At 72.7% G+C, this 24,652-nt stretch carries 25 protein-coding genes; 16 read left to right on the forward strand and 9 right to left on the reverse strand.

What is annotated here, in order from left to right; all coding sequences use genetic code 11:
* The 6 genes from A6Q81_RS06550 to A6Q81_RS06575 form a co-directional block, all read left to right on the forward strand.
* Nucleotides 1-660, forward strand: a 660-nt coding sequence (locus A6Q81_RS06550) for an oxidoreductase (RefSeq protein ID WP_502692805.1), incomplete at its 5' end; no start/stop codon positions are given.
* A 27-nt stretch (nt 661-687) separates the two neighbouring features.
* Nucleotides 688-984, forward strand: a complete 297-nt coding sequence (locus A6Q81_RS06555; RefSeq protein WP_286689905.1) for a DUF1905 domain-containing protein — start codon at nt 688-690, stop codon at nt 982-984.
* Nucleotides 985-993: 9 nt separating this feature from the next.
* A complete protein-coding gene (locus A6Q81_RS06560) occupies nt 994-1,221 on the forward strand; it encodes a hypothetical protein (RefSeq protein ID WP_286689906.1) in 228 nt (75 codons plus the stop codon).
* A gap of 127 nt (nt 1,222-1,348) precedes the next feature.
* On the forward strand, nt 1,349-1,720 hold the full coding sequence (locus A6Q81_RS06565) for a hypothetical protein (protein ID WP_144433642.1): 372 nt from the start codon (nt 1,349-1,351) through the stop codon (nt 1,718-1,720).
* Nucleotides 1,721-1,769: 49 nt separating this feature from the next.
* On the forward strand, nt 1,770-4,064 hold the full coding sequence (gene purL / locus A6Q81_RS06570) for a phosphoribosylformylglycinamidine synthase subunit PurL (protein ID WP_286689907.1): 2,295 nt from the start codon (nt 1,770-1,772) through the stop codon (nt 4,062-4,064).
* A gap of 5 nt (nt 4,065-4,069) precedes the next feature.
* The gene (locus A6Q81_RS06575) at nt 4,070-4,459 is read left to right on the forward strand and encodes a sterol carrier family protein (protein ID WP_083516199.1); all 390 of its coding nucleotides are present in this window, start codon (nt 4,070-4,072) and stop codon (nt 4,457-4,459) included.
* Nucleotides 4,460-4,604: 145 nt separating this feature from the next.
* On the opposite strand, the gene A6Q81_RS06580 is transcribed toward A6Q81_RS06575, so the two are convergent.
* The 3 genes from A6Q81_RS06580 to A6Q81_RS06590 all read right to left on the reverse strand — a co-directional run bounded on the left by A6Q81_RS06580 (nt 4,605) and on the right by A6Q81_RS06590 (nt 7,308).
* The gene (locus A6Q81_RS06580; protein ID WP_286689908.1) at nt 4,605-6,047 is read right to left on the reverse strand and encodes an AMP-binding protein; all 1,443 of its coding nucleotides are present in this window, start codon (nt 6,045-6,047) and stop codon (nt 4,605-4,607) included.
* 73 nt (nt 6,048-6,120) lie between these two features.
* Entirely contained in the window at nt 6,121-6,573 is a 453-nt protein-coding gene (locus A6Q81_RS06585) for an SRPBCC family protein (protein WP_286689909.1), read from the reverse strand.
* Between the two features lie 51 nt (nt 6,574-6,624).
* On the reverse strand, nt 6,625-7,308 hold the full coding sequence (locus A6Q81_RS06590) for a ZIP family metal transporter (protein WP_067854282.1): 684 nt from the start codon (nt 7,306-7,308) through the stop codon (nt 6,625-6,627).
* A gap of 834 nt (nt 7,309-8,142) precedes the next feature.
* On the opposite strand from A6Q81_RS06590, the gene purF reads away from it, so the two are divergent.
* The 3 genes from purF (at nt 8,143) to A6Q81_RS06605 (ending at nt 10,973) form a co-directional block, all read left to right on the forward strand.
* Complete coding sequence (gene purF, locus A6Q81_RS06595) at nt 8,143-9,636, forward strand: amidophosphoribosyltransferase (protein WP_067854285.1); 1,494 nt, start codon at nt 8,143-8,145, stop codon at nt 9,634-9,636.
* Nucleotides 9,633-10,706, forward strand: coding sequence for a phosphoribosylformylglycinamidine cyclo-ligase (gene purM, locus A6Q81_RS06600; protein ID WP_286689910.1), 1,074 nt, complete (start codon nt 9,633-9,635; stop codon nt 10,704-10,706). Before purF ends, purM begins: the two co-directional genes overlap by 4 nt.
* Before the next feature lie 90 nt (nt 10,707-10,796).
* The gene (locus A6Q81_RS06605) at nt 10,797-10,973 is read left to right on the forward strand and encodes a DUF3073 family protein (RefSeq protein ID WP_083516201.1); all 177 of its coding nucleotides are present in this window, start codon (nt 10,797-10,799) and stop codon (nt 10,971-10,973) included.
* A gap of 184 nt (nt 10,974-11,157) precedes the next feature.
* On the opposite strand, the gene A6Q81_RS06610 is transcribed toward A6Q81_RS06605, so the two are convergent.
* Nucleotides 11,158-13,230: an MMPL family transporter gene (locus tag A6Q81_RS06610; protein WP_286689911.1), complete on the reverse strand. Its 2,073-nt coding sequence runs from the start codon at nt 13,228-13,230 to the stop codon at nt 11,158-11,160.
* A 23-nt stretch (nt 13,231-13,253) separates the two neighbouring features.
* On the opposite strand from A6Q81_RS06610, the gene A6Q81_RS06615 reads away from it, so the two are divergent.
* Nucleotides 13,254-13,775 carry a MarR family winged helix-turn-helix transcriptional regulator gene (locus A6Q81_RS06615; RefSeq protein ID WP_286689912.1) on the forward strand — a complete coding sequence of 174 codons (522 nt, stop codon included), beginning with the start codon at nt 13,254-13,256 and terminating at the stop codon, nt 13,773-13,775.
* 1 nt (nt 13,776) lies between these two features.
* Here A6Q81_RS06615 and A6Q81_RS06620 read toward each other — a convergent pair whose 3' ends face one another.
* On the reverse strand, nt 13,777-14,853 hold the full coding sequence (locus A6Q81_RS06620; RefSeq protein ID WP_286689913.1) for a Glu/Leu/Phe/Val dehydrogenase dimerization domain-containing protein: 1,077 nt from the start codon (nt 14,851-14,853) through the stop codon (nt 13,777-13,779).
* Nucleotides 14,854-14,999: 146 nt separating this feature from the next.
* Here A6Q81_RS06620 and A6Q81_RS06625 point away from each other — a divergent pair, with 146 nt between their 5' ends.
* Complete coding sequence (locus tag A6Q81_RS06625) at nt 15,000-15,272, forward strand: hypothetical protein (RefSeq protein ID WP_286689914.1); 273 nt, start codon at nt 15,000-15,002, stop codon at nt 15,270-15,272.
* 9 nt (nt 15,273-15,281) lie between these two features.
* Here A6Q81_RS06625 and A6Q81_RS06630 read toward each other — a convergent pair whose 3' ends face one another.
* Together A6Q81_RS06630 and A6Q81_RS06635 are read right to left on the reverse strand one after the other, a co-directional pair.
* Complete coding sequence (locus A6Q81_RS06630) at nt 15,282-16,100, reverse strand: SDR family NAD(P)-dependent oxidoreductase (protein WP_286689915.1); 819 nt, start codon at nt 16,098-16,100, stop codon at nt 15,282-15,284.
* Nucleotides 16,097-16,723: a TetR/AcrR family transcriptional regulator gene (locus A6Q81_RS06635; protein ID WP_286689916.1), complete on the reverse strand. Its 627-nt coding sequence runs from the start codon at nt 16,721-16,723 to the stop codon at nt 16,097-16,099. The genes A6Q81_RS06630 and A6Q81_RS06635 overlap by 4 nt, the downstream gene beginning before the upstream one ends.
* Before the next feature lie 79 nt (nt 16,724-16,802).
* On the opposite strand from A6Q81_RS06635, the gene A6Q81_RS06640 reads away from it, so the two are divergent.
* The gene (locus tag A6Q81_RS06640) at nt 16,803-17,693 is read left to right on the forward strand and encodes a sterol desaturase family protein (RefSeq protein ID WP_286689917.1); all 891 of its coding nucleotides are present in this window, start codon (nt 16,803-16,805) and stop codon (nt 17,691-17,693) included.
* Between the two features lie 12 nt (nt 17,694-17,705).
* On the opposite strand, the gene A6Q81_RS06645 is transcribed toward A6Q81_RS06640, so the two are convergent.
* Entirely contained in the window at nt 17,706-18,479 is a 774-nt protein-coding gene (locus A6Q81_RS06645) for an SDR family oxidoreductase (protein WP_286689918.1), read from the reverse strand.
* A 60-nt stretch (nt 18,480-18,539) separates the two neighbouring features.
* Between A6Q81_RS06645 and A6Q81_RS06650 the strand changes: the two genes are divergently transcribed.
* The 3 genes from A6Q81_RS06650 (at nt 18,540) to A6Q81_RS06660 (ending at nt 21,759) form a co-directional block, all read left to right on the forward strand.
* Nucleotides 18,540-19,328, forward strand: a complete 789-nt coding sequence (locus tag A6Q81_RS06650) for an SGNH/GDSL hydrolase family protein (protein WP_286689919.1) — start codon at nt 18,540-18,542, stop codon at nt 19,326-19,328.
* A gap of 56 nt (nt 19,329-19,384) precedes the next feature.
* Complete coding sequence (locus tag A6Q81_RS06655; protein ID WP_286689920.1) at nt 19,385-20,071, forward strand: 4'-phosphopantetheinyl transferase family protein; 687 nt, start codon at nt 19,385-19,387, stop codon at nt 20,069-20,071.
* 146 nt (nt 20,072-20,217) lie between these two features.
* Nucleotides 20,218-21,759, forward strand: coding sequence for an MFS transporter (locus A6Q81_RS06660; protein ID WP_286689921.1), 1,542 nt, complete (start codon nt 20,218-20,220; stop codon nt 21,757-21,759).
* On the opposite strand, the gene A6Q81_RS06665 is transcribed toward A6Q81_RS06660, so the two are convergent.
* A complete protein-coding gene (locus A6Q81_RS06665; protein ID WP_067854317.1) occupies nt 21,756-22,328 on the reverse strand; it encodes a TetR/AcrR family transcriptional regulator in 573 nt (190 codons plus the stop codon). The genes A6Q81_RS06660 and A6Q81_RS06665 overlap by 4 nt on opposite strands.
* Nucleotides 22,329-22,506: 178 nt before the next feature.
* Between A6Q81_RS06665 and A6Q81_RS06670 the strand changes: the two genes are divergently transcribed.
* Complete coding sequence (locus tag A6Q81_RS06670; protein ID WP_286689922.1) at nt 22,507-24,255, forward strand: FAD-binding oxidoreductase; 1,749 nt, start codon at nt 22,507-22,509, stop codon at nt 24,253-24,255.
* The last annotated feature ends 397 nt before the right edge of the window (nt 24,256-24,652 follow it).

Genomic DNA, 24,652 nt, shown 5'->3' on the forward strand with positions numbered 1-24,652 from the left:
GTCCCCCACCCCGAGCCGCGCGCGGTGGGCACCGACGAGGTCCCCGGCATCGTCGAGGAGTTCGTGCAGGCGGCGCGCAACGCCGTCGAGGCCGGTGTCGACGGCGTCGAGGTCCACTCGGCCAACGGCTACCTGCTGCACCAGTTCCTTTCGCCGTTGTCGAACGAGCGCGACGACGAGTACGGCGGCTCCTTCGAGAACCGGACGCGGCTGGTCGTGGAGGTCGTCGACGCGGTCCGCGCGGCCTGGCCCGACGACAAGGCGCTCGTGGTGCGGTTCTCGGGGACCGACTGGCTCGACGGCGGCTGGACGTCGGCCGAGACCGCGCGACTCTCGCGCGAGCTCGCCGACCACGGCGTGGACCTCGTCGACGTCTCCAGCGGCGGCCTGCTGCCCGCCGACATCCAGGTCGGGCCCGGCTACCAGGTGCCGCTCGCGCGCGAGGTGCGCGACGGATCCGGCCTGCCCGTGGGCGCGGTGGGCCTGATCACCGACCCGCAGCAGGCGGAGGAGGTGCTCGAGCGGGGCGACGCCGACGTCGTGCTGCTGGCACGGGCCGCCCTGCGCGAGCCGGGCTGGCCCCAGCGCGCCGCCCACGAGCTCGGCGACCCGCCCGCGGGCCTGTACCCGCCGCAGTACGAGCGGGGCGTCTGGCGCTGACCCCGCCGGCCCCGCCACCATGAGCGGGTGGACGACGCGACGTGGACCTTCGACGCCGAGCTCTGGCGCGACGGCGCCTGGCACTTCGTGACCGTGCCCGACGACGTCTCCGACGAGGTGGAGGAGCGCTTCGGTCCGACGGCCGCAGGTTTCGGCTCGGTGCGGGTCGAGGTGACCGTCGGCGCGACCACCTGGCGCACGTCGGTGTTCCCGTCCGCGCAGCAGCGCGCGTACGTGCTTCCGGTCAAGAAGGCCGTGCGGTCCGCCGAGCGCCTCGACGAGGGCGGCACGGCGTCGTTCACGCTGCGCGTGCTCGCGCACTAGGGTGACGGCGTGCTGCACCGCGACGTCCGACGCCCGGCCGCGTGGGCTGCCTGCGCAGGCCTCGCCGGGGCCGGCACGCTGGTGCTCGTGCTCGCGGGCCAGATGCTGCTCATGAGCACGACGCCCGTCGAGACCGGCCCCGACCTCCCCGCGTCGGCCGCGGACGCCATCTCGGCGTCGGTCCGTCGCGACGGTCTGCTGCTGGCGCTGGTGAGTCTGTCCGCGGGAGGTAGGTGAGGCGCCCTACCCGGGCCCGGTAGCGCGGCCGACCTACCCTCGGCCCGCATTCCGCGGCCCACCTACCGCCCAGGGGGCGGGCACGGGCCGGGCGGCGGGGTCGGTGCGACGGTCTAGGCTCGGGCGCGTGGAACGGACCGACGTGGGGCGCAGCCTCGGCTGGGGCGTGGCGCTCGGGGGTGCCCTGGGCACGACGCTGACGCTGCTGTTCTCGGTGGCCGCCCGCTACCTCCTCGGCACGGACGTGCTGATCCTGCCCGGAGGGGCCCCGGAGGCGTCGTTCCCGAGCACCGACCTCGGGCGCTACGTCCTCGTGACCGCCATCGCCAGCGGGGTGGTGCTCGTCGGCTGCCTCGTCGCCCTCTGGGTGCTGCGGCCGCGCGCCCTGCGCGGCTCCGCGATCGCGCTCGTCGTGGTCGGCGTACTGGTCGGTTTCGCGGCCCTGCCGTGGCTCGTCAACACGGCCGCGGCGCTCGCGATCGGCGACGTCACCGCCTGACGCGCCGACAGTCCACCGGCCCGGCCGCGCCCGCCGATAGGATTCTCAGGTGACCGACGCCCCGCTGCCCGACAGCCCGCGCCAGCTCGACACCGTCGCCCACGCGAAGGAGACGCCCGAGCGCGAGCTCCCGTGGGCCGAGCTGGGGCTCAAGCCCGACGAGTACGAGCGGATCGTCGAGATCCTCGGCCGTCGCCCCACCGGCGCGGAGCTCGCCATGTACTCGGTCATGTGGAGCGAGCACTGCTCCTACAAGTCCTCCAAGGTGCACCTCAAGAAGTTCGGCGAGCTGCCCCAGGAGACGCCGCTCGGCAAGACGCTCGCCGGCATCGGCGAGAACGCCGGCGTCATCGACATCGGCCAGGGCTACGCCGTCACCTTCAAGGTCGAGTCGCACAACCACCCGTCCTACGTCGAGCCCTACCAGGGCGCCGCCACGGGCGTCGGCGGCATCGTCCGCGACATCCTCGCCATGGGCGCCCGCCCGGTCGCCGTCATGGACCCGCTGCGCTTCGGCCCCCTCGACGCCCCCGACACCTCCCGCGTGCTGCCCGGCATCGTGGCCGGCGTCGGAGGCTACGGCAACTGCCTCGGCCTGCCCAACATCGGCGGCGAGGTCGTCTTCGACGACACCTACCTCGGCAACCCGCTCGTCAACGCCCTCTGCGTCGGCGTCCTGCGCCACGAAGACCTCCACCTCGCGTTCGCGTCCGGCGTCGGCAACAAGGTGGTCCTCTACGGCGCCCGCACCGGTGGCGACGGCATCGGCGGCGTGTCCGTGCTCGCCTCCGAGACGTTCGACGCCGACGGCCCGGCCAAGCGTCCCAGCGTCCAGGTCGGCGACCCGTTCATGGAGAAGCTGCTCATCGAGTGCACCCTCGAGCTGTTCGCGGCCAAGGTCGTCAACGGCATCCAGGACCTCGGCGGCGCCGGCCTGTCGTGCGCCACGAGCGAGCTGGCCAGCGCCGGCGACGGCGGCATGCACGTCGAGCTCGACACCGTCCCGCTGCGCGACCCGTCGCTCTCGCCCGAGGAGATCCTCATGAGCGAGAGCCAGGAGCGCATGATGGCGGTCGTCGAGCCCGAGCACCTCGACGCGTTCATGGCGATCTGCCAGAAGTGGGACGTCGAGGCCGTCGTGGTCGGCGAGGTCACCGACGGCGACCACCTGGTCATCGACTGGCACGGCGAGACGATCGTCGACGTGCCGCCGCGGTCCGTCGCGCACGACGGACCCACCTACGAGCGCCCGTCCGCCCGCCCCGACTGGCAGGACGCGCTGCAGGCCGACACCGCCGAGCAGCTGCCCCGGCCCAGCACCGGGGAGGAGCTCGGCCGCCAGGTCGTGCAGGTGGTCACGAGCCCGAACCTCGCCGACAAGTCGTGGGTCACCGACCAGTACGACCGCTACGTGCAGGGCAACACCGTGCTCGCGCAGCCCGAGGACGCCGGCATGGTCCGGGTCGACGAGAGCACCCACCTGGGCGTGGCCGTCTCGACCGACTGCAACGGCCGGTTCGCGAAGCTCGACCCCTACGCCGGTGCGCAGCTCGCGCTCGCCGAGTCGTTCCGCAACGTCGCGGTCTCGGGTGCGCTGCCGCTCGCGGTCACCGACTGCCTCAACTTCGGCTCGCCCGAGGACCCGGCGGTCATGTGGCAGTTCGAGCAGGCCACGCACGGTCTCAAGGACGCGTGCGCCGAGCTCGGCATCCCGGTCACCGGCGGCAACGTCAGCTTCTACAACCAGACCGGTGAGACCGCCATCCTCCCGACGCCGGTCGTCGGCGTGCTCGGCGTCATCGAGGACGTCCGGCAGCGCGTGCGCCAGGGCTTCACCCGCGACGGCGACCACCTGCTGGTCCTCGGCGACACCCGTGAGGAGCTCTCGGGCGGCGCGTGGGCGCACACCGTGCACGGCCACCTGGGCGGTCTGCCGCCTGCGGTCGACCTCGCCGCCGAGCAGGCCCTGGCGGCCGTGGTGCGCGAGGCGGGCCGTCTGGGCCTGCTGACGTCGGCGCACGACCTCTCCGACGGCGGCCTGGCCATGGCCCTCGCCGAGGGGTCCTTCGCGCACGGCGTGGGCGTGCAGCTGCAGCTCGACGACGACCCGTTCCTGCAGCTGTTCAGCGAGTCCGCCGCCCGCGCGCTCCTGGCCGTACCGGAGCACCACCACGACGAGGTCGTCCAGATCGCGCAGGAGCACGGCGTCACGCTCACCTCGGTGGGCCGCACCGGCGGGTGCTCCTTCGAGGTGGCGGGCCAGTTCACCATCGACGTCGATGACCTGCGCGACGCCTGGCGGCGGACGCTGCCGGCGGCGCTCGGCCCGATCCTGGAGGCCTGAGGCCGGTGGCGCGGCCGACCGTGGGGCTCACGCCCGAGGTGGTCGACGGCCTGCTCGCCCGGCTCGACGACGGCGACGCCTCGCGCGAGGTGCTCAAGCCGCTCGTCAAGCACTACCTGGGCGAGCTGGCGCGCCGTGCGCCCGGCCGCAGCGTCGAGGTGCGCGTGCCGCCCTACGCGGCGGTGCAGTGCATCGAGGGGTCCACCCACACGCGGGGGACGCCGCCGGCCGTCGTCGAGATGGACGCGGCGACCTGGATCGCGCTCGCGCGGGGCCAGGTCGCCTGGGCCGAGGCCGCCGCTGACCGGACGCGGGTCCGGGCCTCGGGCCAGCGGTCCGACCTGTCGCCGCACCTGCCGCTCGACGTGCCCGAGGCGGCCGACCCGGACGCCTGATCCGGTGCGCTTTCCACACCGCTGAGAACTTTCCCGACCGCGCGAGAACCTGTTCACCCGGTGTATGCTGTGGACCACAACGGTCCCGGCCCACACCCCTGGAGGGTCGGGGCCGTTGCTGCGTCCAGGGGCCCGCGTCGTGCCGTCAGACCTGGCGCCCGTCCTGCGGCCAGTAGCCCTTGCGCAGGTCGCGCTTGAGGATCTTGCCCGACGGGTTGCGCGGCAGCGCCTCGACGACGTCGACCGACTTCGGTGCCTTGTAGTGGGCGAGGCGCTCGCGGGCGTAGTCGATGAGCTCCTGCGGGTCGATCTGGTGCTCGGGCCGGAACGCGACGACGGCCTTCACCGACTCGCCCCACGTGTCGTCCGGGACGCCGATCACGGCAGTCTCCAGCACCGCCGGGTGCTCCGCGAGCACGCGCTCGACCTCCGGGGAGTACACGTTCTCGCCGCCGGTGATGATCATGTCCTTCACGCGGTCCTCGATGAAGACGAACCCGCCGTCGTCGACGCGGCCGATGTCGCCCGAGCGCAGCCAGCCGCCGTCCTGGAGGAGCTCGGCGGTGGCGTCGGGGCGGCCGAGGTACCCGACCGTGCTCTGCTCGGTGCGCCACCACAGCTCACCCGCCTGCCCGGGCTCGACGTCGCGCAGGGTGGCGACGTCGACGACACGCAGCTCCACGCCGGGGATCGGCCGACCGGCCGAGACGAGCCGCTCGGGGTGGTCCTCGTCGCGGTGCGCGGCGTCGTCGAGGATCGTCACGACGCCACCCATCTCGGTCATGCCGTACACCTGCATGAACTGGGTCGTGGGCCAGTGCTCGAGCGCGCCGCGCAGGACGGGCAACGGCATCGGCGCCGCGCCGTAGGAGAAGACCTTGAGCCGACTGAACAGCTGCATCGCCTGGGGTCCGGCCTGCAGCAGCCCTGCCACGACGGCCGGCACGAGGAACGCGTGGGTCACCCCGGCCGCCATCGCGCCGGCGAGGAGCGTCGGGTCGACCTCGCGGATGATGTACCCGTGGGTGCCGGTGGCCGGGCCGAACAGGGCGTAGGACGAGCCGCCGACGTGGAACATCGGCATCGCGACGAGCATCGTGTCGTCGGGCCCGTACTCGACGTCGCCCTTCGCGTTGCGCGTGTGCTCGACCATGTTGTGCTGCGTGAGCATCACGCCCTTCGGGCGCCCGGTGGACCCCGAGGTGTAGATCACGTACGCCACCGACTCGGGCCGGAGCGGTAGCAGCCGATCTCGGTCGGTCACCGCAAGCGGAGAAAACCTGTGCAGCGCATCGAGAATCACCGGATCGTCTACCGCAATCACTGGAATCTCGCTGTCTGCAATTAGCAGGCACGACGCCTGCGTCGCCATGAGGATCGCCGGGTTGTTCTTGTCGAGGAAGGCGATCCGGTCGCCGCGCGTGATGCCCTCGGCCTGCAGGGCGCCGGCGAAGCGCCGCACGTCGTCCCAGGCCTGGGCCCACGTCCACGTGCGGTCGAGGTAGGTCCAGCACCGACCGTCGGGGTCCTGCTCGGCGCGGTGCTGGTGGAAGTCGGACAGGTACGTGGCGTCGGGCAGGTCGGGCACGGGCGCTCCTCTGTGGCGTGGGTCACGCCAGCCTAGAGGGCCCCGGGTCACCGGGGAAAGGGTCGAGCGTGGCTCAGGCCTGCTCGACGACCTCGGCGAGACGTTCGAGCGTCCGCTCCATGTTCCGCTTGGTGGTGCGCGGCAGGTTGCCGCGACGCAGGAAGATCCGCTGCCGGTCGCGGCTGATGTCCCACGTCTCGCGGACGATGGTGCTGGTGCCCTGGTCGACGAGCTCGTAGCGCCAGGTGCGTCCGCCGATGATCCCGAACAGGCCGGTGGTGCGCCAGGCGATGCGCCGGTTCGGCTCGAACTCCACGACCTCGTTCCGGGTCGTGTAGGGCAGGCCCATCTTCATCGACATGCCGAACGTCGAGCCCATCGAGAGCGGCTCGCTCTCGGCCGTGGTGCCCTGCACGGTGCCCGACCCGTCGATCAGCTGGTGCCGTCCCGCGTCGGCGAGGATCGCGAAGATCCGGTCGGCGGGCGCGGCGACGAGCCGCTCGGCGGTGACCTGGTCGGACGTCATGCGTCCATCGTGGCGGAGGTGCCCGGGCGCCGCACGACGAGGCGCGGCGGGTCAGCCGAGCACGAACGCCAGCCAGAACCCGAGCGCGGTGGACAGCCCGATCCACCAGCCGCCGTCGCGGTAGGCCTCGGGCAGGAGCGTGTCGGCGAGGACGGCCAGGGTCGCACCGCCGGCGACGGCCTGGGCGACGGCGATCGCCGCGGGGGAGACGACGTCGCTGCCGGCGTGCGCGGCGACCGTGACGAGGGTCAGCAGGACGCCGACGCCGGCCCACAGCAGCAGTCCGCGGCGCGGCCCGAGCGCGGGGTCCTCGCGCAGGGAGGCGGCGCTGGCGATCGCCTCGGGGGTGTTGCCGACGGCGATCGCGACCAGCAGCGCGAGCCCGCCCTCCTGCAGCGACACCCCCAGCGCGGTGTTCTCCGGCACGCCGTCGAGGAACGCGCCCAGGAGCAGACCGAGCCCGACCGCCGACGTCCCGAGCCGGGTGTCGAGCAGGTGGCTGAGGACGACGTACGCCGCCGCGCCCCCGATGAGCCCGAGACCCGCCAGCCCGGCCCCCACCTCCGTGAACGCCGGCCCGAACAGCTCCTCCGACGCCGCCGCGATCATCGTCCCCGCCCCGAACGCCATCAGCGCAGCGAGCACCGGCTTCGGGATCCGCCACCGCAGACCCACAGCCGCGCCCCCCACGAGCGGCACGGCCGTCGCGGCACCGTAGAGAGCAGCGGTGAGCACCCGTCCACGCTAGGGCGGTCGGGGCGGGGGCGCCTCTCGGCGGATTCGTGGGTGGGTCTGGGCTGGCTGATGCGGAGGTCCTGACCTTGCTGGTGCGCTGCCTGCGGGGGTCGTGACCTTGCTGGTGCGCTGCCTCGGCTGGCGCTGGGTCTGGTCTCCGAAAGGGCCTCGACCGGCAGTGGGCCTGGGGGCGGCTCCGGGTCTCGGGGTCTGGCCTGAGCTCGCCTTTGGACACACGATTCTTCGTTTCTGCGTTCTCGGGCCAAAGTTCCGCGTTGGCGCGTCCCATCGGTGGATCTGCCACCTTCTGAGGGCCCTACAGGTGGCAGATCCACCGCCGGCGGGGTCAGACGTGGCAGTGCTTCTCCCTTCTCGTGGACCGTGCCACGAGAAGGGAGAAGCGCTGCCCACCCCACCCCCAAGGGCACCCACGATTCTTCCTTCGCGCGCTTGAGGCCGGACGCTTCTGCGTTGGTGACGGGATCCCGTAGCAAACGCAGAAGCCTCGGAGTCCCACGCACGAACGCAGATCCTTGCGTCCGACGCGGGCCGCAGCCCGAGTGCCCAACCCAACGCGCCCGCCAGCCGCCCGGTCGAGGCCCTTCGGAGACCACACCCAGCGCCAGCCGAGGCAGCGCACCAGCACGGCGAGACCCCCGCAGGCAGCGCACCGGCAAGGTCGCGGCGACCGCAGGCAGCGCAGCAGGCGACGAGACCACTGCAGGCAGCGCACCAGCAGGACGAAGCCCCTCAGCCATCGCACCACCAGCCCTTACCGCCCACGTCACGCCCAGGGCGGTCCCGAGGGTGCTGGCGGGCCCCTACACTGGTGCGGTGGCACGCGGAGACGGTCGGCTGACGCACGACATCGATCCTCAGGACGTCGGACCCCAGGACGCCTGTGGCGTGTTCGGGGTGTGGGCTCCCGGTGAGGAGGTCGCGAAGCTCAGCTACTTCGGTCTGTACGCCCTGCAGCACCGGGGCCAGGAGTCGGCGGGCATCGCGGTGAGCAACGGCAAGCAGATCCTCGTCTACAAGGACATGGGGCTGGTCTCCCAGGTCTTCGACGAGTCGACGCTGGAGTCGCTGGTGGGTTCGGTCGCGATCGGGCACTCGCGCTACAGCACCACGGGCGCGAGCGTGTGGCAGAACGCCCAGCCGACGTTCCGGCCCACCGCGCAGGGATCCGTCGCCCTCGCGCACAACGGCAACCTGACCAACACCGCCGACCTCGTCACGATGCTGCAGGAGCGGACGGCCGAGAACGGTCCCGGCCGGCGCGGCAAGGGCGAGACCGCCACCACCGACACGTCGGTCATGGCGAGCCTGCTGGCGGCCTACCCCGACCGGTCGGTCGAGGAGGCCGCGATCGAGGTGCTGCCGAAGCTGCGGGGCGCCTTCTCGCTCGTGTTCATGGACGAGCACACCCTCTACGCCGCGCGCGACCCGCAGGGCATCCGCCCGCTCGTGCTCGGCCGCCTGGAGCGCGGGTGGGTCGTCGCCAGCGAGACCGCCGCCCTCGACATCGTCGGCGCCTCCTTCATCCGCGAGATCGAGCCGGGCGAGTTCATCGCCATCGACGAGAACGGTCTGCGCACCGAGCGGTTCTCGCCGGCCGAGCCGAAGGGCTGCATCTTCGAGTACGTCTACCTCGCCCGCCCCGACACCACCATCTCCGACCAGCGCGTCTTCACGGTGCGTGCGGAGATCGGCCGACGTCTGGCGCGCGAGCACCCGGTCGACGCCGACCTCGTCATCCCCGTGCCGGAGTCGGGCACGCCGGCCGCCATCGGCTACGCCGAGGAGAGCGGGATCCCGTTCGGCCACGGCCTGGTCAAGAACTCCTACGTGGGGCGCACGTTCATCCAGCCCTCGCAGACCATCCGGCAGCTCGGCATCCGGCTCAAGCTCAACCCGCTGCGCGACGTCATCGCCGGCAAGCGGCTCGTGGTCGTCGACGACTCGATCGTGCGCGGCAACACGCAGCGCGCGCTCGTGCGGATGCTGCGCGAGTCGGGTGCGGCGGAGGTGCACGTGCGCATCTCGAGCCCGCCGGTCAAGTGGCCGTGCTTCTACGGCATCGACTTCGCCTCGCGCGCCGAGCTCATCGCCAACGGCATCAGCGTGGAGGAGATCTGCCGCTCGATCGACGCCGACTCCCTCGCCTACGTCGAGCTCGACCAGCTCGTCGAGGCCACGAACGTGCCCAAGGAGAAGCTCTGCCGCGCCTGCTTCGACGGCATCTACCCGGTCCCGCTGCCCGAGGACGACCTGATCGGCAAGCACCTGCTCGAGACCGACGCGAAGCCTCTGAAGGTGATCCAGTGACGAGCACGCAGCAGCCCAGCGCCTACGCCGCCTCGGGCGTGTCCATCGAGGCCGGCGACCGCGCCGTCGAGCTCATGAAGGAGTGGGTCGACAAGGCCCGCCGTCCCGAGGTCGTCGGAGGCATCGGCGGGTTCGCAGGCCTGTTCGACGCCACGGCGCTGAAGGACTACCGCCGTCCCCTGCTCGCGACGTCGGCCGACGGCGTCGGCACGAAGGTGCAGATCGCGCAGCGCATGGACGTGCACGACACCATCGGGTACGACCTCGTCGGCATGCTCGTCGACGACCTCGTCGTCTGCGGTGCCGAGCCGCTGTTCATGACCGACTACATCGCGTGCGGGAAGGTCGTCCCTGAGCGCATCGCGTCGGTGGTCAAGGGCATCGCGCAGGCGTGCGCGGAGGCCGGCACCGCGCTGCTGGGCGGCGAGACCGCCGAGCACCCCGGGCTGCTGCACCCCGACGAGTACGACGTGGCCGGTTCCACGACCGGTGTCGTCGAGGCCGACGCGCTGATCGGTGCCGAGCTGGTCCGCCCCGGCGACGTCGTCGTGGCCATGGCCTCCTCGGGGCTGCACTCCAACGGCTACTCGCTCGCGCGGCACGTGTTCTTCGGCCAGGCGCAGTGGTCGCTCGACCGTCACGTGTCCGAGCTCGGCGCGACCCTCGGCGAGGCGCTCCTGACGCCCACCCGCCTGTACACGCTGCCCTGCCTCGACCTCGTCCGTCGCACCCGGACGCACGCGATGTCGCACGTCACCGGCGGCGGACTCGCCGCCAACCTCGAGCGCGTCGTCCCCGACACCGTGTCGGTGCGCATCGACCGCAGCACCTGGACGCGCCCCGCGATCTTCGACCTCGTGTCCGACCTCGGCGAGGTCTCCCAGCACGACCTGGAGGAGGCGCTGAACATCGGCGTCGGCATGGTCGCGCTCGTCGACCCTGACGACGCCGACGCGGCCGTGCGCCTGCTGGGCGAGCACGGCGTCCAGGCGTGGGTCGCGGGAGAGGTGGCCGAGGCCGGCGTGCACGGCCCCGGCGGGACGGTCACGCTGGAGAACCGACACGCGTGACTCGTGCCCCCGCTGCCAGCGCGTTCGAGATTGTTCGGTAGGGTAGGCACCACGACATACTGACGATTTCTCTGCGAGGGGGTCGGACCCATGGGGCGCGGCCGTGCAAAGGCAAAGCAGACCAAGGTCGCACGCGACCTGAAGTACCGGACCTTCGATCCGGACTTCGACGATCTGCAACAGGAACTCCACCAGGACTCGGGTGACCCGATCCCGGACCAGTACGCCGATCTCGCGAGGAAGTACGGGGACGAAGCGGCCAGTTGAGGCCCGTTCCCCCGGTCGCCCGTCGAGGCGGCTGTTCGCGTGCGTCCGCACCGGTGCGGACGTGGTCGACGTGACCGCGCGCCGTCGGACGCCCTGACGTCCGTCCGCGGGCGGTCGGTGACGTGACGAGCCGGTCCGGACGTCGGTCCGGACCGGCTCGCACGTGCGGGGGACCGCCGCGCTGTCAGCGTGCCCGCCGAGGGACGTGGGCGAGCCTGCTCGGCCACCAGAAGCGTCGTCCGCACCAGGCCACGAGTGCCGGGGTGACGACCCCACGGACGAGGACGGTGTCGAGGAGCACGCCGAAGCCGACGAGGACGCCCAGTTGCGCGAGCAGCACGAGAGGCAGGACCCCGAGCACCGCGAAGACGGCGGCGAGGAGGATGCCGGCACTCGTGATCACGCCGCCCGTCACCCCGAGGGCCGTCACGACCGACGAGGTGGCGTCGCCGCTCGCCCGCATCTCCTCCCGTGCCCGCGCGGTGAGGAAGATGTTGTAGTCCACCCCGAGCGCCACCAGGAAGATGAACGCCAGCAGGGGGGTGCTCACGTCCATCGCCGACCAGCCGAGGACGTGGTCGAACACGAGCCATCCGACGCCGAGCGCCGACAGGTACGACAGCACCGTCGTCGCGACCAGCAGCACGGCAGCCACGACGGAGCGCAGCAGGAGCAGCAGCATGCCGAGCACGACGACGAGGACCACGGGCACGACCACCGTCCGGTCGCGTTGCGCCGTCGTCGCCTCGTCGAGGGCCTGCGCGTCCTGACCCCCGACCAGGGCGTCGGGGTCGACCTCCTGCACGGCGGCGCGGAGCCGCTCGATCGTGCCGAGGGCGGCGTCGCTGCCCGGCGGGTCGGACAGCACCACGCTCACCGGCGCCACGGTCGCGCTCGGGCGACCGACGTCGGCGGACTGCACGTCCGGGACGTCCGCTGCCGCACGGGCGACCTGCTCGGCGAGCCGCGGGCTGGTGACGACGGTGGTCGGGGAGGAGGCGCCCGCAGGGAACGCCGACGCGAGCGTCTGCTGGGCGGTGATCGACTCCGGCGTGTCGAGGAACTGCTCGTCCTGGCCCAGCCCGGTGCGCAGGCCGAGCGTCCCGAGGGCCATGAGCGCGAGCACGACCAGGCCGCCCACCGTCACGAGCGCGGGGCGGCGGGTGACCCGCCGACCGACGCGGCGCCACAGGCCGCGCTCGGTGGGGTCGGAGTCGCCGACGCGGGGCACGAACGGCCAGAACAACCAGCGGCCCGGGATCGACATGGCGGCCGGGAGCACGACGAGCGCGAAGAGCACGGCGACGACGATGCCGGCGGCGCCCGCCAGGCCGATCCGGCTGACGAACGGGGCGTCGGCGAGCAGCAGCGTCAGCAGACCGAGCACCACGGTGCCTGAGCTGGAGAGGATCGCGGGGCCCGCGGCACCGACGGCCTGGCGCATCGCCTCGCGGCGGTCCTCGTGGCGGCGCAGCTCCTCGCGGTAGCGCGCGATCAGCAGCAGGGCGTAGTTGGTGCCGGCGCCGAACACGAGCACCGACGTGATGCCGGTGGTGGAGCCGTCGATCGGCACGCCGCTCCAGTGCGAGACCGCCTCGACCACCTTCGCGGCGACCCGGTCGCCCAGACCGATCACGGCCAGGGGCACGAGCCAGAGCCACGGGCTGCGGTACGTGACGATCAGCAGCAGGGCCACCACGGCAGCCGTCACGAGCAGCAGGCGCACGTCGGCGCCCTCGAAGACTGCGCCGAGGTCGGCCTGGATCGCGGGGGCGCCGGTCACCTGGGCGTCGAGGCCGTCGGGCAGGCCGTCGCGGAGCTCGGCGCGCAGGGTCTCGACCCGCTCGGTGTTCTGCTCGGCGTCGACGTCGCCCTCCAGGGGAACGGTCAGCAGCGCGACGGTGCCGTCCTGCGACGGCACCGGGCCGGCGACCCGGGTGTCGAGCTTCGAGCCGAGGGTGCCGCCGAGCCGCTCCAGCGCGGCGAGGTCGGTCTGCGACAGCCGGTCCCCGCCGCGGGAGGCGACCACGATCGCAGGGGCGTCGTCGCCGCCAGGGAGTGCGGCGAGGCGCTGCTGGGCGAGCGCGGACTCCGCGTCGTCAGGCAGGTTCACGGAGGCGTTGGTGCTCTGGGTGGCTGCGGGCGCGAGAATGAGGACGGCCCCGGCGATCACGAGGCCGAGCAGGAGGACGACGACGGACCGTCCTCGCCCGACGAGTCGGGCGAGGGAGAATGTTCGATGATCGAAAGTTTCCACGCCAGAAGGATAGGATGGGTGACATGAGCGCGCAAGACGGGTCGACGGACCCCGAGGGCGGCGCGGGCGCGGTGCCCTGGGCCACCGGCGAGCGCCTGGACGTGGTGCGCCTCGTCCGCGAGCTGTCCGAGCGATCGTCCCGCTACGCCGACCGCGCGGGGGCCGCGCGCGGCCTCCATCGTTCCGACCTGTCGGCCCTGCTCGCGCTGGCGCGCGCCCGCGAGCAGGGGCGTGCCCCGCTCTCGCCAGGGGTGCTCGCGCGCGAGCTGATGCTCAGCCCCTCCGCCACCACCACGCTGCTGGACCGGCTCGAGCGGTCCGGGCACGTCGAGCGGTCCCACGACGCCGGCGACCGACGCCGGGTGAGCCTGGAGATGACCGCGTCCGCCGGGGAGACGGCGCGATCGATGTTCGGTCCTGTTGCCGCGGCCATGACCGAGGCGATGCAGGACTTCAGCGACGACGAGATCGACGTCGTCCGCCGGTTCCTGGGCGCCATGGTCGAGGCGGTGGACGCCCAGGACCCGGGCGTGGCGTCGTCGTGAGTCAGCGCGGCAGGTGGATGCGGCCCAGGCCGCCGACCTCCCGCATGCGCTGCTCGGCCTGGCGGTCGGCTGCCTCGGCCGTCGTGAGGTGCTCGCTGGCGGCCCGCTCCAGCACCGCGAGCGTCGTGTCGAAGATGCCGGTGGCGCGCGCCTGGGCCCGCTCGAAGCTGAAGCCCTGCGGGTCGAGCTCGTCGGCCACCTGGATGACGCCACCGGCGTTGACGCAGTAGTCGGGGGCGTAGGTGATGCCGCGCTCGGTGAGCAACTTCGCGGTGCCCTCGTGGGCGAGCTGGTTGTTCGCGCCGCCGCACACGACCTGGGCGCTGAGCACGTCGACGACGTCGTCGCTCAGTGCACGACCGAGCGCGCAGGGGGCGTAGACGTCGAGCTGCTGGCGCACGAGCTCGTCGGTGGAGCCGACGACCCGGACCTGCGGGAAGCGGGCGGTCAGGCGTCCCAGCGCCTCGGCGTCGACGTCGGTGACGACGACCTGGGCGTCCTCCTCCACGAGGTGCTCGACGAGGTGCCTGCCGACCTTGCCCACGCCGGCGACGCCGACCGTGCGTCCGGCGAGGGACGCGTCGCCCCACACGTGTTGGGCGCTGGCGCGCATGCCCTGGTAGACCCCGAACGCGGTCAGGACCGACGAGTCGCCGGCGCCGCTGTGCTCGACGGTGCGACCGGTCACGTACGACGTCTCGCGCGCGATGACGTCCATGTCGGGGCTGAACGTGCCGACGTCGCACGCGGTGAAGTAGCGACCGTTCAGCGACTCGACCATGCGTCCGTAGGCGCGCAGGAGGGCCTCGGTCTTCTGGGTGCGCGGGTCGCCGATGATCACGGCCTTGCCGCCGCCGAGGTCGAGCCCGGCGAGGGCGTTCTTGTACGCCATGCCCTGGCTGAGGGCCAGCACGTCGGCGAGGGCGTCGGCCTCGCTCGCGTACGGGTGGAACCGCGTGCCGCCGAGGCCGGGGCCGAGGGCGGTGGAGTACAGGCCGATGATGGCGCGCAGTCCGGTCGCCTCGTCGTGGCAGAACACGACCTGTTCGTGCGGGTGGCTGAAGACGGGATCGGGCATGGGTGGCTCCTTGCAGAGGGCGTCGGTGCGGGTGGCCGGCGCGCGGACGGTCGACCTCGGGGGTGGTGAGGTCTGCCGAGGATGCTACTCCCGCCGCTAGGCTGCGTGCAGGTTCCTGGGCGGTCCGGAACCGGTCAGGAGACGTGATGACGCCCCCGTACGTCGAGGCCCGCTCGATCCTCGTGGGTGGGGTGGTGCTGCTGGTCACGGGCGCGGCGATCCCTCTGGTGCTGCAGCTCCTCGTCCCCGACGGCTTCTCGGGAGGTCGCGGCGCGTTGCTCGTGCTCTCGTGCGTGACGGCCGCCTCGACCGCGCTCGTCGCGCTCGGTGCCGCGGTGGTCGGCGCCGGGCTGGTGCTGCGCGCCCTCGAGCAGGCCGGTGTGGTCGGGCCGGGCGGCGGGCGCTCCGACGATCGCTGACCGCGCGGCTCAGTCCTCGCGCGTGCGTCGCGCGAGTCGACGGTCCATGCGGCGGATGCCGGGCGTGACCACCTTGGTGAGCACGCCCGGGAGCACGGACATGCCGGCCTCCGACACGGCGCCGCCGAGGCTGGTGACCCGGGTGGGCCGGTCGACCGCCGCGCGGACGAGCCAGCCGCCCGCCCTCTCCGGGCTCATCATCGGCATCGCCGCGTAGATCGCGGTCGCGCCGGACATCGGCGTGCGCACCATCGGGAAGTGCACCACCGTCGTCGTGACACCGTCGTGGCCGTGCTCGGCGAGCAGCGACCGGGCGAACGACTCGAGCGCCGCCCTGCTGCCGAGGTACGCCGAGAAGAGCGGGATCGGCAGCTGTGTCGACATCGTCGAGGAGAACACGACGTGACCCCGGGAGCCGTCGACCCGCTCCTGCTCGAGGAGCCGGGGCAGCAGTGCGAGCGTGAGCCGCACGGCGCCCAGGTAGTTGACCGCCATCGTCCGCTCGTAGTCGTGCAGCCGGTCGACGGACTCGCGGATCGGGCGCCGGATGGAGCGGGCGGCGTTGTTGACGAGCACGTCGACGCGCGAGTGCTCGGCGAGCAGCGTGTCGACGACGGACCGGACGTCGGCGTCGTCGGTGAGGTCCACCGGGTGCACGTGCGCCGTGCCGCCTGCCTCGCGGACCCGCTGGGCGACGGCGGCGAGCTCGTCGGCGCGGCGGGCGAGCAGGCAGACCGTCCAGCCGCGACGTCCCAGCTGCACGGCCGCCTCGGCGCCGATGCCGCTGGAGGAGCCGGTGAGCACCGCGACGCCCGGTCGGGCCGTCATCGCGTCGCGCCGGCGGCGTCGGTGAACAGGGCGGCGACGAGGCGTGTGACCCGCTCGACCATGTCGGCCGCGCTCTGCTCGGGGTGGGCGACCCACCAGTCCATGAGCGAGTCGACGATGCCGAGCCAGGTGGCGGTCATGGCCGAGACGTCGAGGGCGTCCCGCACGCCGGCCAGGGCGAGCAGCTCGCTGACTCCCTCGTGGGCGAGGGCGTGGATGCGGTCGGTGTGGGCCGCGACGACGGCGGCCACCTCGGGCGTGGACGGCGCGCTGCGGTCGTGCAGCAGGCGCCAGACGTGCCGCTGGTCCTCGAGCACGCCGAACATGCCCTCGAGCGTCCGCACGCCGCGCTCGAGGCCGACGACGTCGCCACGCGCCACGCGCTCGATCTCGTCGCCGAGCAGCTCGCCGGCGCGGTCGAGGCAGGCGGCGTACAGCCCCTCCTTCGACCCGAAGTAGGCGTAGACGAGCGGCTTGGAGATGCCCGCGGCGCGGGCGACGTCGGCGACGTTGGTGCCGACGAAGCCGTGGGTGCCGAAGGCGACCGAGGCGATGGCGAGGATCTGGCGCTCGCGCTCGGCGCGGGGGACCCCCTTGGTGCCGGCGTTGGGTCGAGCGGCCATGGCCCGGACTCTATCCGGGTCTGGCGCGGCGTTATGAACCGGTGGTAACTTACCCACAAGTCATATACCTGGAGGCGCTGTGCACGACCTGCTCGACCCGCTCAAGAACCCGGTCACCTACGCCGCCCCGTTCTTCGTGCTCGCGATCCTCGTGGAGCTGGCGGCCCTGCGCTGGCTCGACCACGACGACAGCACCAGCGGCTACGCCCTGAAGGACGCCCGCACCTCGATCTCGATGGGGGTGTTGTCGCTGGTGTTCCTGACGGCGTTCAAGGTGGTCACGTTCTTCGGCTTCGTCGCCGTGTACGCCTACGTGGCGCCCTTCCACCTCCCGACGGACACCTGGTGGTACTGGGTGCTCGTCGTCCTCGGTGTCGACCTCGGCTACTACTGGCACCACCGGTTCAGCCACCGGGTGCGCATCGCGTGGGCGGGGCACCAGGCCCACCACTCGAGCGAGTTCATGAACTTCGGCACCGCGCTGCGCCAGAAGTGGAACCCGTGGTTCGAGTTCTTCTTCTGGCTCCCGCTGCCGCTGCTCGGCTTCGCGCCGTGGACGCTCTACGTCGCCTTCGGCCTCAACCTCGTCTACCAGTTCTTCGTCCACACCGAGCTGGTCGGGAGGCTCCCGCGGCCCGTCGAGTACGTCATGAACACCCCGTCGCACCACCGCGTGCACCACGGCAGCGACCCCGAGTACCTCGACAAGAACTACGGCGGCATCCTCATCGTCTGGGACCGCCTGTTCGGGTCGTTCGCGCCGGAGCGGCACCGACCCCGGTACGGACTCACCAAGCAGGTCGACACCTACAACCTGCTGCGGCTGCAGTACGGCGACTACGTCGAGATCGTCCGCGACGTCCGCTCCACGCCACGGCTGCGCGACAAGCTCGGCTACCTGTTCGGGCCGCCCGGGTGGACGCCCGCGGACCGGACCGCGCCGACCGACACGGTGCTGCCACGCCGGTGACGCCGGTGCGGGTCAGAGCGTGCGCGAGGTCCCGCCGTCGACGGGGAGCATGACGCCGGTGAGGTAGCCGGCGGCGGGGGAGAGCAGGAACGCGGCCGCCCGTCCGAACTCCTCGGGTCGGCCGTAGCGCCGCAGGGGGATGCCGGCGGCGGCGCGCTCGCGTGACCCGTCGGGGTCGCCCGACAGGGCGTCGAGCTCGCGCACGCGCTCGGTGTCGACCCGTCCGGGCAGCAGGGCGTTGACCCGGACGTCGCGGGGCCCGAGCTCGTCGGCGAGGTCCTTCGCCGCCATCGCGAGCCCGGGTCGCAGGCCGTTGGAGATCCCGAGGCCCGTGACGGGTGCCTTCGCCGACGTCGAGAGCACGAGCGCGATCGATCCGCCCTGGCCCGGCTCGATCGCCTCGGCCACCGTCGTGGCCACCCGCAGGCCGCCGAGGAAGACGCTCTCGAACGCGCCGCGCCACTCCTCGTCGCTGCGTCCGAGGACGGTGCCCGGGGGCGGGCCGCCGACGCTGACGAGGGCTCCGTGCACCGCACCGAACCGCTCCTGCGCGAGCGCGATGAGCGCGCCCGCGGTGGCGGGGTCGGCGTTGTCGGCCGCGAGGCCCGCGACCCCACCGGCCCCGAGGTCGCCGAGCTCCGCGACGGCGGCGTCGACGGACTCCTGCGAGCGCGACGACAGGACGACGTTCGCCCCCTCCGCGACCAGCACCTCCGCGCTCGCGCGGCCGAGGCCGCGGGAGCCTCCGGTGACGACGTACGTCCTGCCTGCCAGTCCGAGGTCCATGCCGCCAGCCTACGGGGACCAGGCCGCGGTCCGCCGGGAGCGGGCTCCTAGCCTGGAGCGATGACCTACCGCACCTACGTCGCACTCGGGGACTCGTTCACGGAGGGCGTCGGCGACCACGACCCGACGCTGCCGAACGGGGTGCGGGGCTGGGCCGACCGGGTCGCCGAGGTGCTCGCCGCGCGGGCCGAGGAGGTCGGCTCGTCGTTCGCCTACGCGAACCTGGCGATCCGCGGTCGCAAGCTCGGTGCGGTGCTCGACGAGCAGCTCGAGCCGGCGCTCGCGGCGCGGCCGGACCTCGTCACGCTCTACGCCGGCGGCAACGACATCATGCGGCCGAGGGTCGACGTCGACGCCCTCGTGGCGCGCTACGACGACGCGGTCGGCAGGCTCGCCGGCACCGGTGCCACGGTCGTGCTGTTCACCGCGTTCGACCCGGCCGGGTTCCCCATCTTCGCGGCAGGGCGTGGCCGGTTCGCGATCTACAACGAGCTCGTCCGCGAGGTGGCCGAACGGCACGGCACGCGCCTGGTCGACTTCTGGCGCATGCGGGAGTACCGCGAGCCGCGGATGTGGGACGTCGACCGCCTGCACATGTCGTCGGCGGGTCACCAGCGCATGGCCATCGCCGTGCTCGACGTGCTCGGCGTCGCGCACGACCTCGAGCCGCTCGCGCTCGGCGAGGCCGTCGTCCGCACCCCGCGTGAGCTGCGTGCCGAGAACCTGGCCTGGGCCCGCACCCATGCAGCGCCCTGGATCAAGCGCCGGCTCACCGGCACCTCATCGGGCGACACGCTCTCCCCGCGCTACCCGCAGCCGGCGCGCTTCGGGACGTCGTCGCCGGAGTGACGCCGAGCCTCGGGCGGTGACGTTCCCCAGCGGGGCGACGGCCCTAGCCTGGGGCGATGGTGACGCGAGCTGGCGGCGGTGACGGCGGGCTGCTCGCCGGGCTGGTGCCTGCCGGGGTGGTGGCGCGCGAGCTCGTGGCGGACCTGCGCGTGCAGGGTGACGACTCGGGCCTGAGCCCCGAGGAGGCCGCGGTCGTCGCTGCCGCCGTGCCGCGTCGGCGACGCCAGTTCGCCGCGGGCCGGCGACTCGCCCGCGAGGCCCTCGTCGACCTCGGGCGTGCGCCCGTGCCGATCCTCCCCGGCGAGCGTGGCGCCCCGACGTGGCCCGTGGGCGTCGTGGGGTCGGTGACGCACTGCGACGGCTACGTCGCCGCCGCGCTGGGGGAGGCGTCGCGGTGGCGCGCCCTCGGCGTCGACGCGGAGCCGGCCGACGCGCTTCCACCCACCGTGCTGGCGCGGATCGCGAGCGCCACGGAGCGCACCTGGCTGGCCGAGCGGTCGGCCGCGCGACCCGAGGTCGCCTGGGACCGGCTGTTGTTCTGCATCAAGGAGGCGGTCTTCAAGACCTGGTTCCCCGTGCACGGCACCTCGCCCGGCTTCCGCGGCGCCGAGGTGCGCCTGGACGACGGCGACGGCTTCGTCGCGACGGTCACGGACGGATCGAGCGCGTCCGTCGTCCGAGCGGAGGTCGCCGGCCGCTGGGTGCAGGCGCGCGGTCTGCTGGTCTGCGCCGCCTGGTCCTGACCCCCGGTCGGGCCATGGGTCGGGCGGCCCCGGGACGCCGAGCGCGGCAGGGGGTGTACACCTGGCTACTTTTCGCTATCCTGAGAAAGCACCGCTTGTACACTTCTGCGGGATCGCGACGCCACCGCCGACGACAGGGGACTTTCATGACCACCGAGAAGACCGTCACCACCGCCACCGACAGTCCAGGGGTCACGAGGCCCGGGCTGGCCCTGGCCGTGATCGCCGGCGCCCAGTTCATGGTCGTGCTCGACGGAACGATCATGAACATCGCGCTCTCGAGCATCCAGCAGGCGTTCGACATGAGCGGCGTGCTGCTCGCGTGGGTCGTGAACGCGTACGCGCTCGCCTTCGGCGGCTTCCTGCTGCTGGGTGGCCGGCTCGGTGACGTGCTCGGACGTGTCGCCATCTTCCGGGTCGGCCTGGTGCTCTTCGCCGGAGCCTCGCTGCTCGGTGGTCTGGCCTGGTCGCAGGAGGTCCTCATCGGCGCCCGTGTCCTGCAGGGGATGGGTGCGGCCATCGTGGCCCCCGCCGCCCTCGCGCTCATCGCCACGTCGTTCGAGGGACAGGCGCGAGGTCGGGCGATGGGTCTGTACGGCGCGATGGCCGGGCTCGGCTCCACCGCGGGTCTGCTGTTCGGTGGCGTGCTCACGTCCTACGCGAGCTGGCGCTGGGTGCTCCTGGTGAACATCCCGATCGCCGTCGCCCTGTTCCTCGGGGCCCGCTACCTGCGGTCCGGGGAGCGCCACCACTCCGAGCTCAACGTCCCGAGCGCGGTCCTCGGCACCCTCGGCGTGACCTCGCTCGTCTACGCGATCACCCGCAGCGGCGAGCACGGCTGGGGCGACCCGGCCTCGATCGCCCTCTACGGAGCGGCCGCGGTCTTCATCGGCGTCTTCGTGGTCGCCCAGGACCGTGTCGCGCACCCGCTGCTGCCGCTCGCCATCCTGCGCGACCGGACCCGCGCGGGCGCCAACGTCGCGATGCTGCTGCTCGGCACGGGGATGTTCGCGACGTACTACTTCTTCACGCTCTACATGCAGCAGGTGCTGGGGTACTCCGCGATCGAGTCGGCCTTGGCCTACCTGCCCTGGGCGACGGCCATCTTCGTCGGCTCCGGGGTGCTGGCGCCGCGGCTCCTCCCGCGGCTCGCGCCGGCCGTCATCGCCGGCGGTGGCCTGTCCGTCACCGCGCTCGGCATGCTCTGGCTGAGCTTCCTCGACGTCGACTCCGGCTACGCCACGGCGATCGTGGCGCCCATGGCGGTGACGGCCCTCGGCCTGGGGTCGACCTTCGTCCCGCTCACGATCTCGGCGATGTCCCGCGTCGACGGCCCCGACTCGGGTGCTGCGGCGGCGGTCATGAACACCGCCCAGCAGGTGGGTGGCGCCATCGGTCTCGCGACGCTCGTGGTCCTGGCCACCCAAATCAGCACCGGCCAGCTGCCGTCCGCGGCCCAGGAGCTGCTGCGGGCCGAGTCCACCGGGGACGCGACGTTGCTCGCCTCCGCCCGCGCGGCACTCTCGGAGGGATTCACCACCGCGTTCCTCGCCGTCGCGGGGATCTACGTCCTCGCGGCGGTCGTGGTCGCGCTGACCGTGCGCCGTGACTCCGCGGTCGAGGGTCAGCAGGGGTCGCAGCGTGAGGGGCGGCGCGAGAGCCGGACGACCCCGGCTGGACCGGTCTAGGGGTGCAGCAGCGTGGCGACCATAGGAGACGCGACCTCGACGATGCGGTCGATGTCGGCGTCGGTGAGGTCCGGCAGCCCGATGATGTGCCGACCGCTCGCCAGGCCCATCATGATCGCGGAGAAGATCGCCGCGCGCAGGCGGGCCTCGTCGGCGTCGATGTGCCGCTCGATGACGTCGATCGACGCACGGGTCATGTGCTCTCGGAGCATCGACGCGGCGAGCTCGCTCGTCATGCTGGTGCGCAGCAGGACGGCCATCGGCGAGTGCGGGTCGGCCTCCCACATGCGCAGCATCGTGGAGACGTACCGCTGCGCCGACTCCTCCTGGCCCTCGGAGGTCAGAGCGTCGATGGGGATGTCCCAGGCCACGCACTCGCGGAACAGGTTCTCCTTGGTGCCGAAGTACTTCATGACGGAGGACTTGTCGATCTCGGCCTCCTCGGCCACGCGACGGATCGTCGTCCGCTCGTACCCGTGCGTGGCGAAGCAGCGCCGAGCACTGTCGAGGATGCGCTGCCGTGTCAGCCCTCCCTTGGAGGTCGGACTGAGTGGTGCGGTCTTCTCCATGACGTCCTCTCGACTCGACCCGGTTGCGGGTCACGCAGCGCTGGGAAGCTCTCGCGGCCCGTCCAGGGCCGGCCGGACCATCACGAGTGTACAAGCGTTGCCCTGATCGTTCGCCGCCTCCCACGCCCCAGCGGGACGGCTCGTACCGGCCGCACCGGCCAGACAAGGAGACCCACCGATGGACCCGATCGAGAAGACCCCCGTCGGCACCTGGAAGGGTGTCGCGCCGCACGACGGTCGTGAGGACGCGTTCCTCCTGTCGTTCGCCGGCGACGGCACCGTGGCCCTGCGGACCCCGGCGAGCGAGGGCCACGGCGCGTGGACGTCGCGAGCCGAAGGGTTCTCGTACACGCTCGTCGAGACCCTCTTCGACCGGGAGCACCCGGTCCAGGTGCACATCGCCGTCGACGCGGTGATCGACGGCGAGACGTACCGGGGCAGCGGCACGGCCGAGGTCCAGGTCGCCGGCCGGACGGTCGCCTCGACGACGACCGACTTCGTCGCGTCGCGGACAGGACCGGGGGTCGCGCCGTGGCACGTCGTCGAGCCGGGCCCGGGGTACCTGCGCGCGGATCTCGACAGCACGCTCGCGGCGCTCGCGGCACTGCCGGAGCCCGTCGCGGCCTTCGTGCCGCAGACCGACGAGGACTGGCGCGGGTGGAACCTGACCCTCGACGTCCCGCCGGCCCTCGTCGTGCGTCCTCGGACCGGGGGCCAGGTGGCCGCGGCGCTCCGCGTGGCCGACGAGCAGGGCTGGCCCGTGGCCGTCCAGGCCACCGGCCACGGCGCCTCGGTGGAGCTGGGCCGCTCGATCCTGCTCGACCTGTCCGGGCTCGACGACGTCGAGCTGAGACCCTACACGGTCGTCGTCGGCGCGGGAGTCCGCTGGCGCGACGTCCTGCCGACCGTCGTCGCCGCCGGGCGGGTCGCGCTCTGCGGCTCCTCGCCCGACGTCGGCGTCGCGGGCTACCTCTCCGGTGGGGGGCTGCCCGTGCTCGCCCGCAGCCACGGACTGGCGGCCGACACGGTCCGGTCGCTGGAGGTGGCGACGGTCGACGGCGAGCTCCACGTCTGCTCGCCGACCCAGCGGCCCGACCTGTTCGCCGCCTCGCTCGGAGGCCGGGGCAACGCCGGGGTGATCGTGTCGGCCGAGATCGCCACCCCGGTGCTCGAGTCCTTCGTCGGCGGCACCATCACGTTCGGGGAGGAGGACGTCGACGAGGCCATCCGCACGTGGGCTGCATGGAGCCGAGACCTGCCGCAGGAGATGAGCTCCTCGCTCGTCGTGCTCCGCTTCCCCGACCTGCCGCAGACGCCGCCGGAGAAGCGCAACCGCTACTTCGTCCAGGTCCGGGTGGCCTATGTCGGGTCCCTCGACGCGGCCGACGCACTCCTGAAGCCGCTGCGCGCCCTGACGGTGGAGGCCGACACCGTCGGGCCGATGCCCTACGACCAGATCGGCCAGGTCTACCTCGACCCGCCGCGGGCCACCCCGGCGTGGATCGAGACCAGGGTGCTCGACGAGCTTCCCGACGACGCGGTCGAGGCGCTCGTGTCCGTGGCCGGGCAGCACGCGACGCTCCCGTTCGGCGGGGTCGAGCTGCGCCAGCTGGGTGGCGTGCTCGCCTCGACCGTCTCGGTGTCGACGGCCAGCCACGCCCGCGGCGGCTACCAGCTGTTCGTGACCAACCCGGCGTTCGAGGACCGTCGCGAGGAGGTCTTCGCCGCGCAGCGCTCCGTGCTCGACGCGCTGGCGCCGTGGCTGCCCGAGAAGGCGCTGCCCGGCTTCCTGTTCAGCAAGGACCAGACACGTCGTCGGGTCCGACGTGCCTACGACGACGCCGACTGGGAGGCGCTGTGCGCGGCCAAGGAGGCCTACGACCCCATGAACGTGCTTCGGGTGAACCACAACATCACCCGAGGCTGATCCGGACCGGAACCGCCGGGCCGACGCCCAGCACGGAGTACCGCGAGCTGCTCGTCCGCCAGCTGGCCTCACCCGTGCAGCGGCGGGCCTGCTGCGCGTGGATGCGCCGGGCCGGGATCGGGGACGGCGACGTCGTCGAGCACAGTCCCGGCACCACGCTGACCAAGCTCTACCAGCAGAACGCGATCGTCTGAAGCGCGTGCCGCAGCGCTCGTGGTGCCACAAGAGAGGGCCAGTCCGGGAAGATGGACCGTGGAGGTGGGTAGTTGATTTTTGCAGTTCAGAGAACCCTGGAAGCGCAGGCGTTACCGGGTTTACGGTCTGAACGCTAACGGGTTCCTCTGAGCTCCGGGTTGGGTGAGGCGACGGCGCGGGAGCCACGACATGGCGCCTCAAG

The sequence above is a fragment of the Aeromicrobium sp. REDSEA-S38_B2 genome, from assembly GCF_001628525.1.
Lineage (GTDB): Bacteria > Actinomycetota > Actinomycetes > Propionibacteriales > Nocardioidaceae > Aeromicrobium > Aeromicrobium erythreum.

What these genes read in the sequence shown, in the direction of transcription:
- A6Q81_RS06670 (WP_286689922.1), top strand. Translation starts at nt 22,507, where the DNA reads ATGGACCCGATCGAGAAGACCCCCGTCGGCACCTGGAAGGGTGTCGCG.
- A6Q81_RS06605 (WP_083516201.1), top strand. Translation starts at nt 10,797, where the DNA reads ATGGGGCGCGGCCGTGCAAAGGCAAAGCAGACCAAGGTCGCACGCGAC.
- A6Q81_RS06645 (WP_286689918.1), bottom strand. Translation starts at nt 18,479, where the DNA reads ATGGACCTCGGACTGGCAGGCAGGACGTACGTCGTCACCGGAGGCTCC.
- A6Q81_RS06665 (WP_067854317.1), bottom strand. Translation starts at nt 22,328, where the DNA reads ATGGAGAAGACCGCACCACTCAGTCCGACCTCCAAGGGAGGGCTGACA.
- A6Q81_RS06650 (WP_286689919.1), top strand. Translation starts at nt 18,540, where the DNA reads ATGACCTACCGCACCTACGTCGCACTCGGGGACTCGTTCACGGAGGGC.
- A6Q81_RS06630 (WP_286689915.1), bottom strand. Translation starts at nt 16,100, where the DNA reads ATGACGGCCCGACCGGGCGTCGCGGTGCTCACCGGCTCCTCCAGCGGC.
- A6Q81_RS06660 (WP_286689921.1), top strand. Translation starts at nt 20,218, where the DNA reads ATGACCACCGAGAAGACCGTCACCACCGCCACCGACAGTCCAGGGGTC.
- A6Q81_RS06625 (WP_286689914.1), top strand. Translation starts at nt 15,000, where the DNA reads ATGACGCCCCCGTACGTCGAGGCCCGCTCGATCCTCGTGGGTGGGGTG.
- A6Q81_RS06620 (WP_286689913.1), bottom strand. Translation starts at nt 14,853, where the DNA reads ATGCCCGATCCCGTCTTCAGCCACCCGCACGAACAGGTCGTGTTCTGC.
- A6Q81_RS06615 (WP_286689912.1), top strand. Translation starts at nt 13,254, where the DNA reads ATGAGCGCGCAAGACGGGTCGACGGACCCCGAGGGCGGCGCGGGCGCG.
- A6Q81_RS06585 (WP_286689909.1), bottom strand. Translation starts at nt 6,573, where the DNA reads ATGACGTCCGACCAGGTCACCGCCGAGCGGCTCGTCGCCGCGCCCGCC.
- A6Q81_RS06635 (WP_286689916.1), bottom strand. Translation starts at nt 16,723, where the DNA reads ATGGCCGCTCGACCCAACGCCGGCACCAAGGGGGTCCCCCGCGCCGAG.
- A6Q81_RS06655 (WP_286689920.1), top strand. Translation starts at nt 19,385, where the DNA reads ATGGTGACGCGAGCTGGCGGCGGTGACGGCGGGCTGCTCGCCGGGCTG.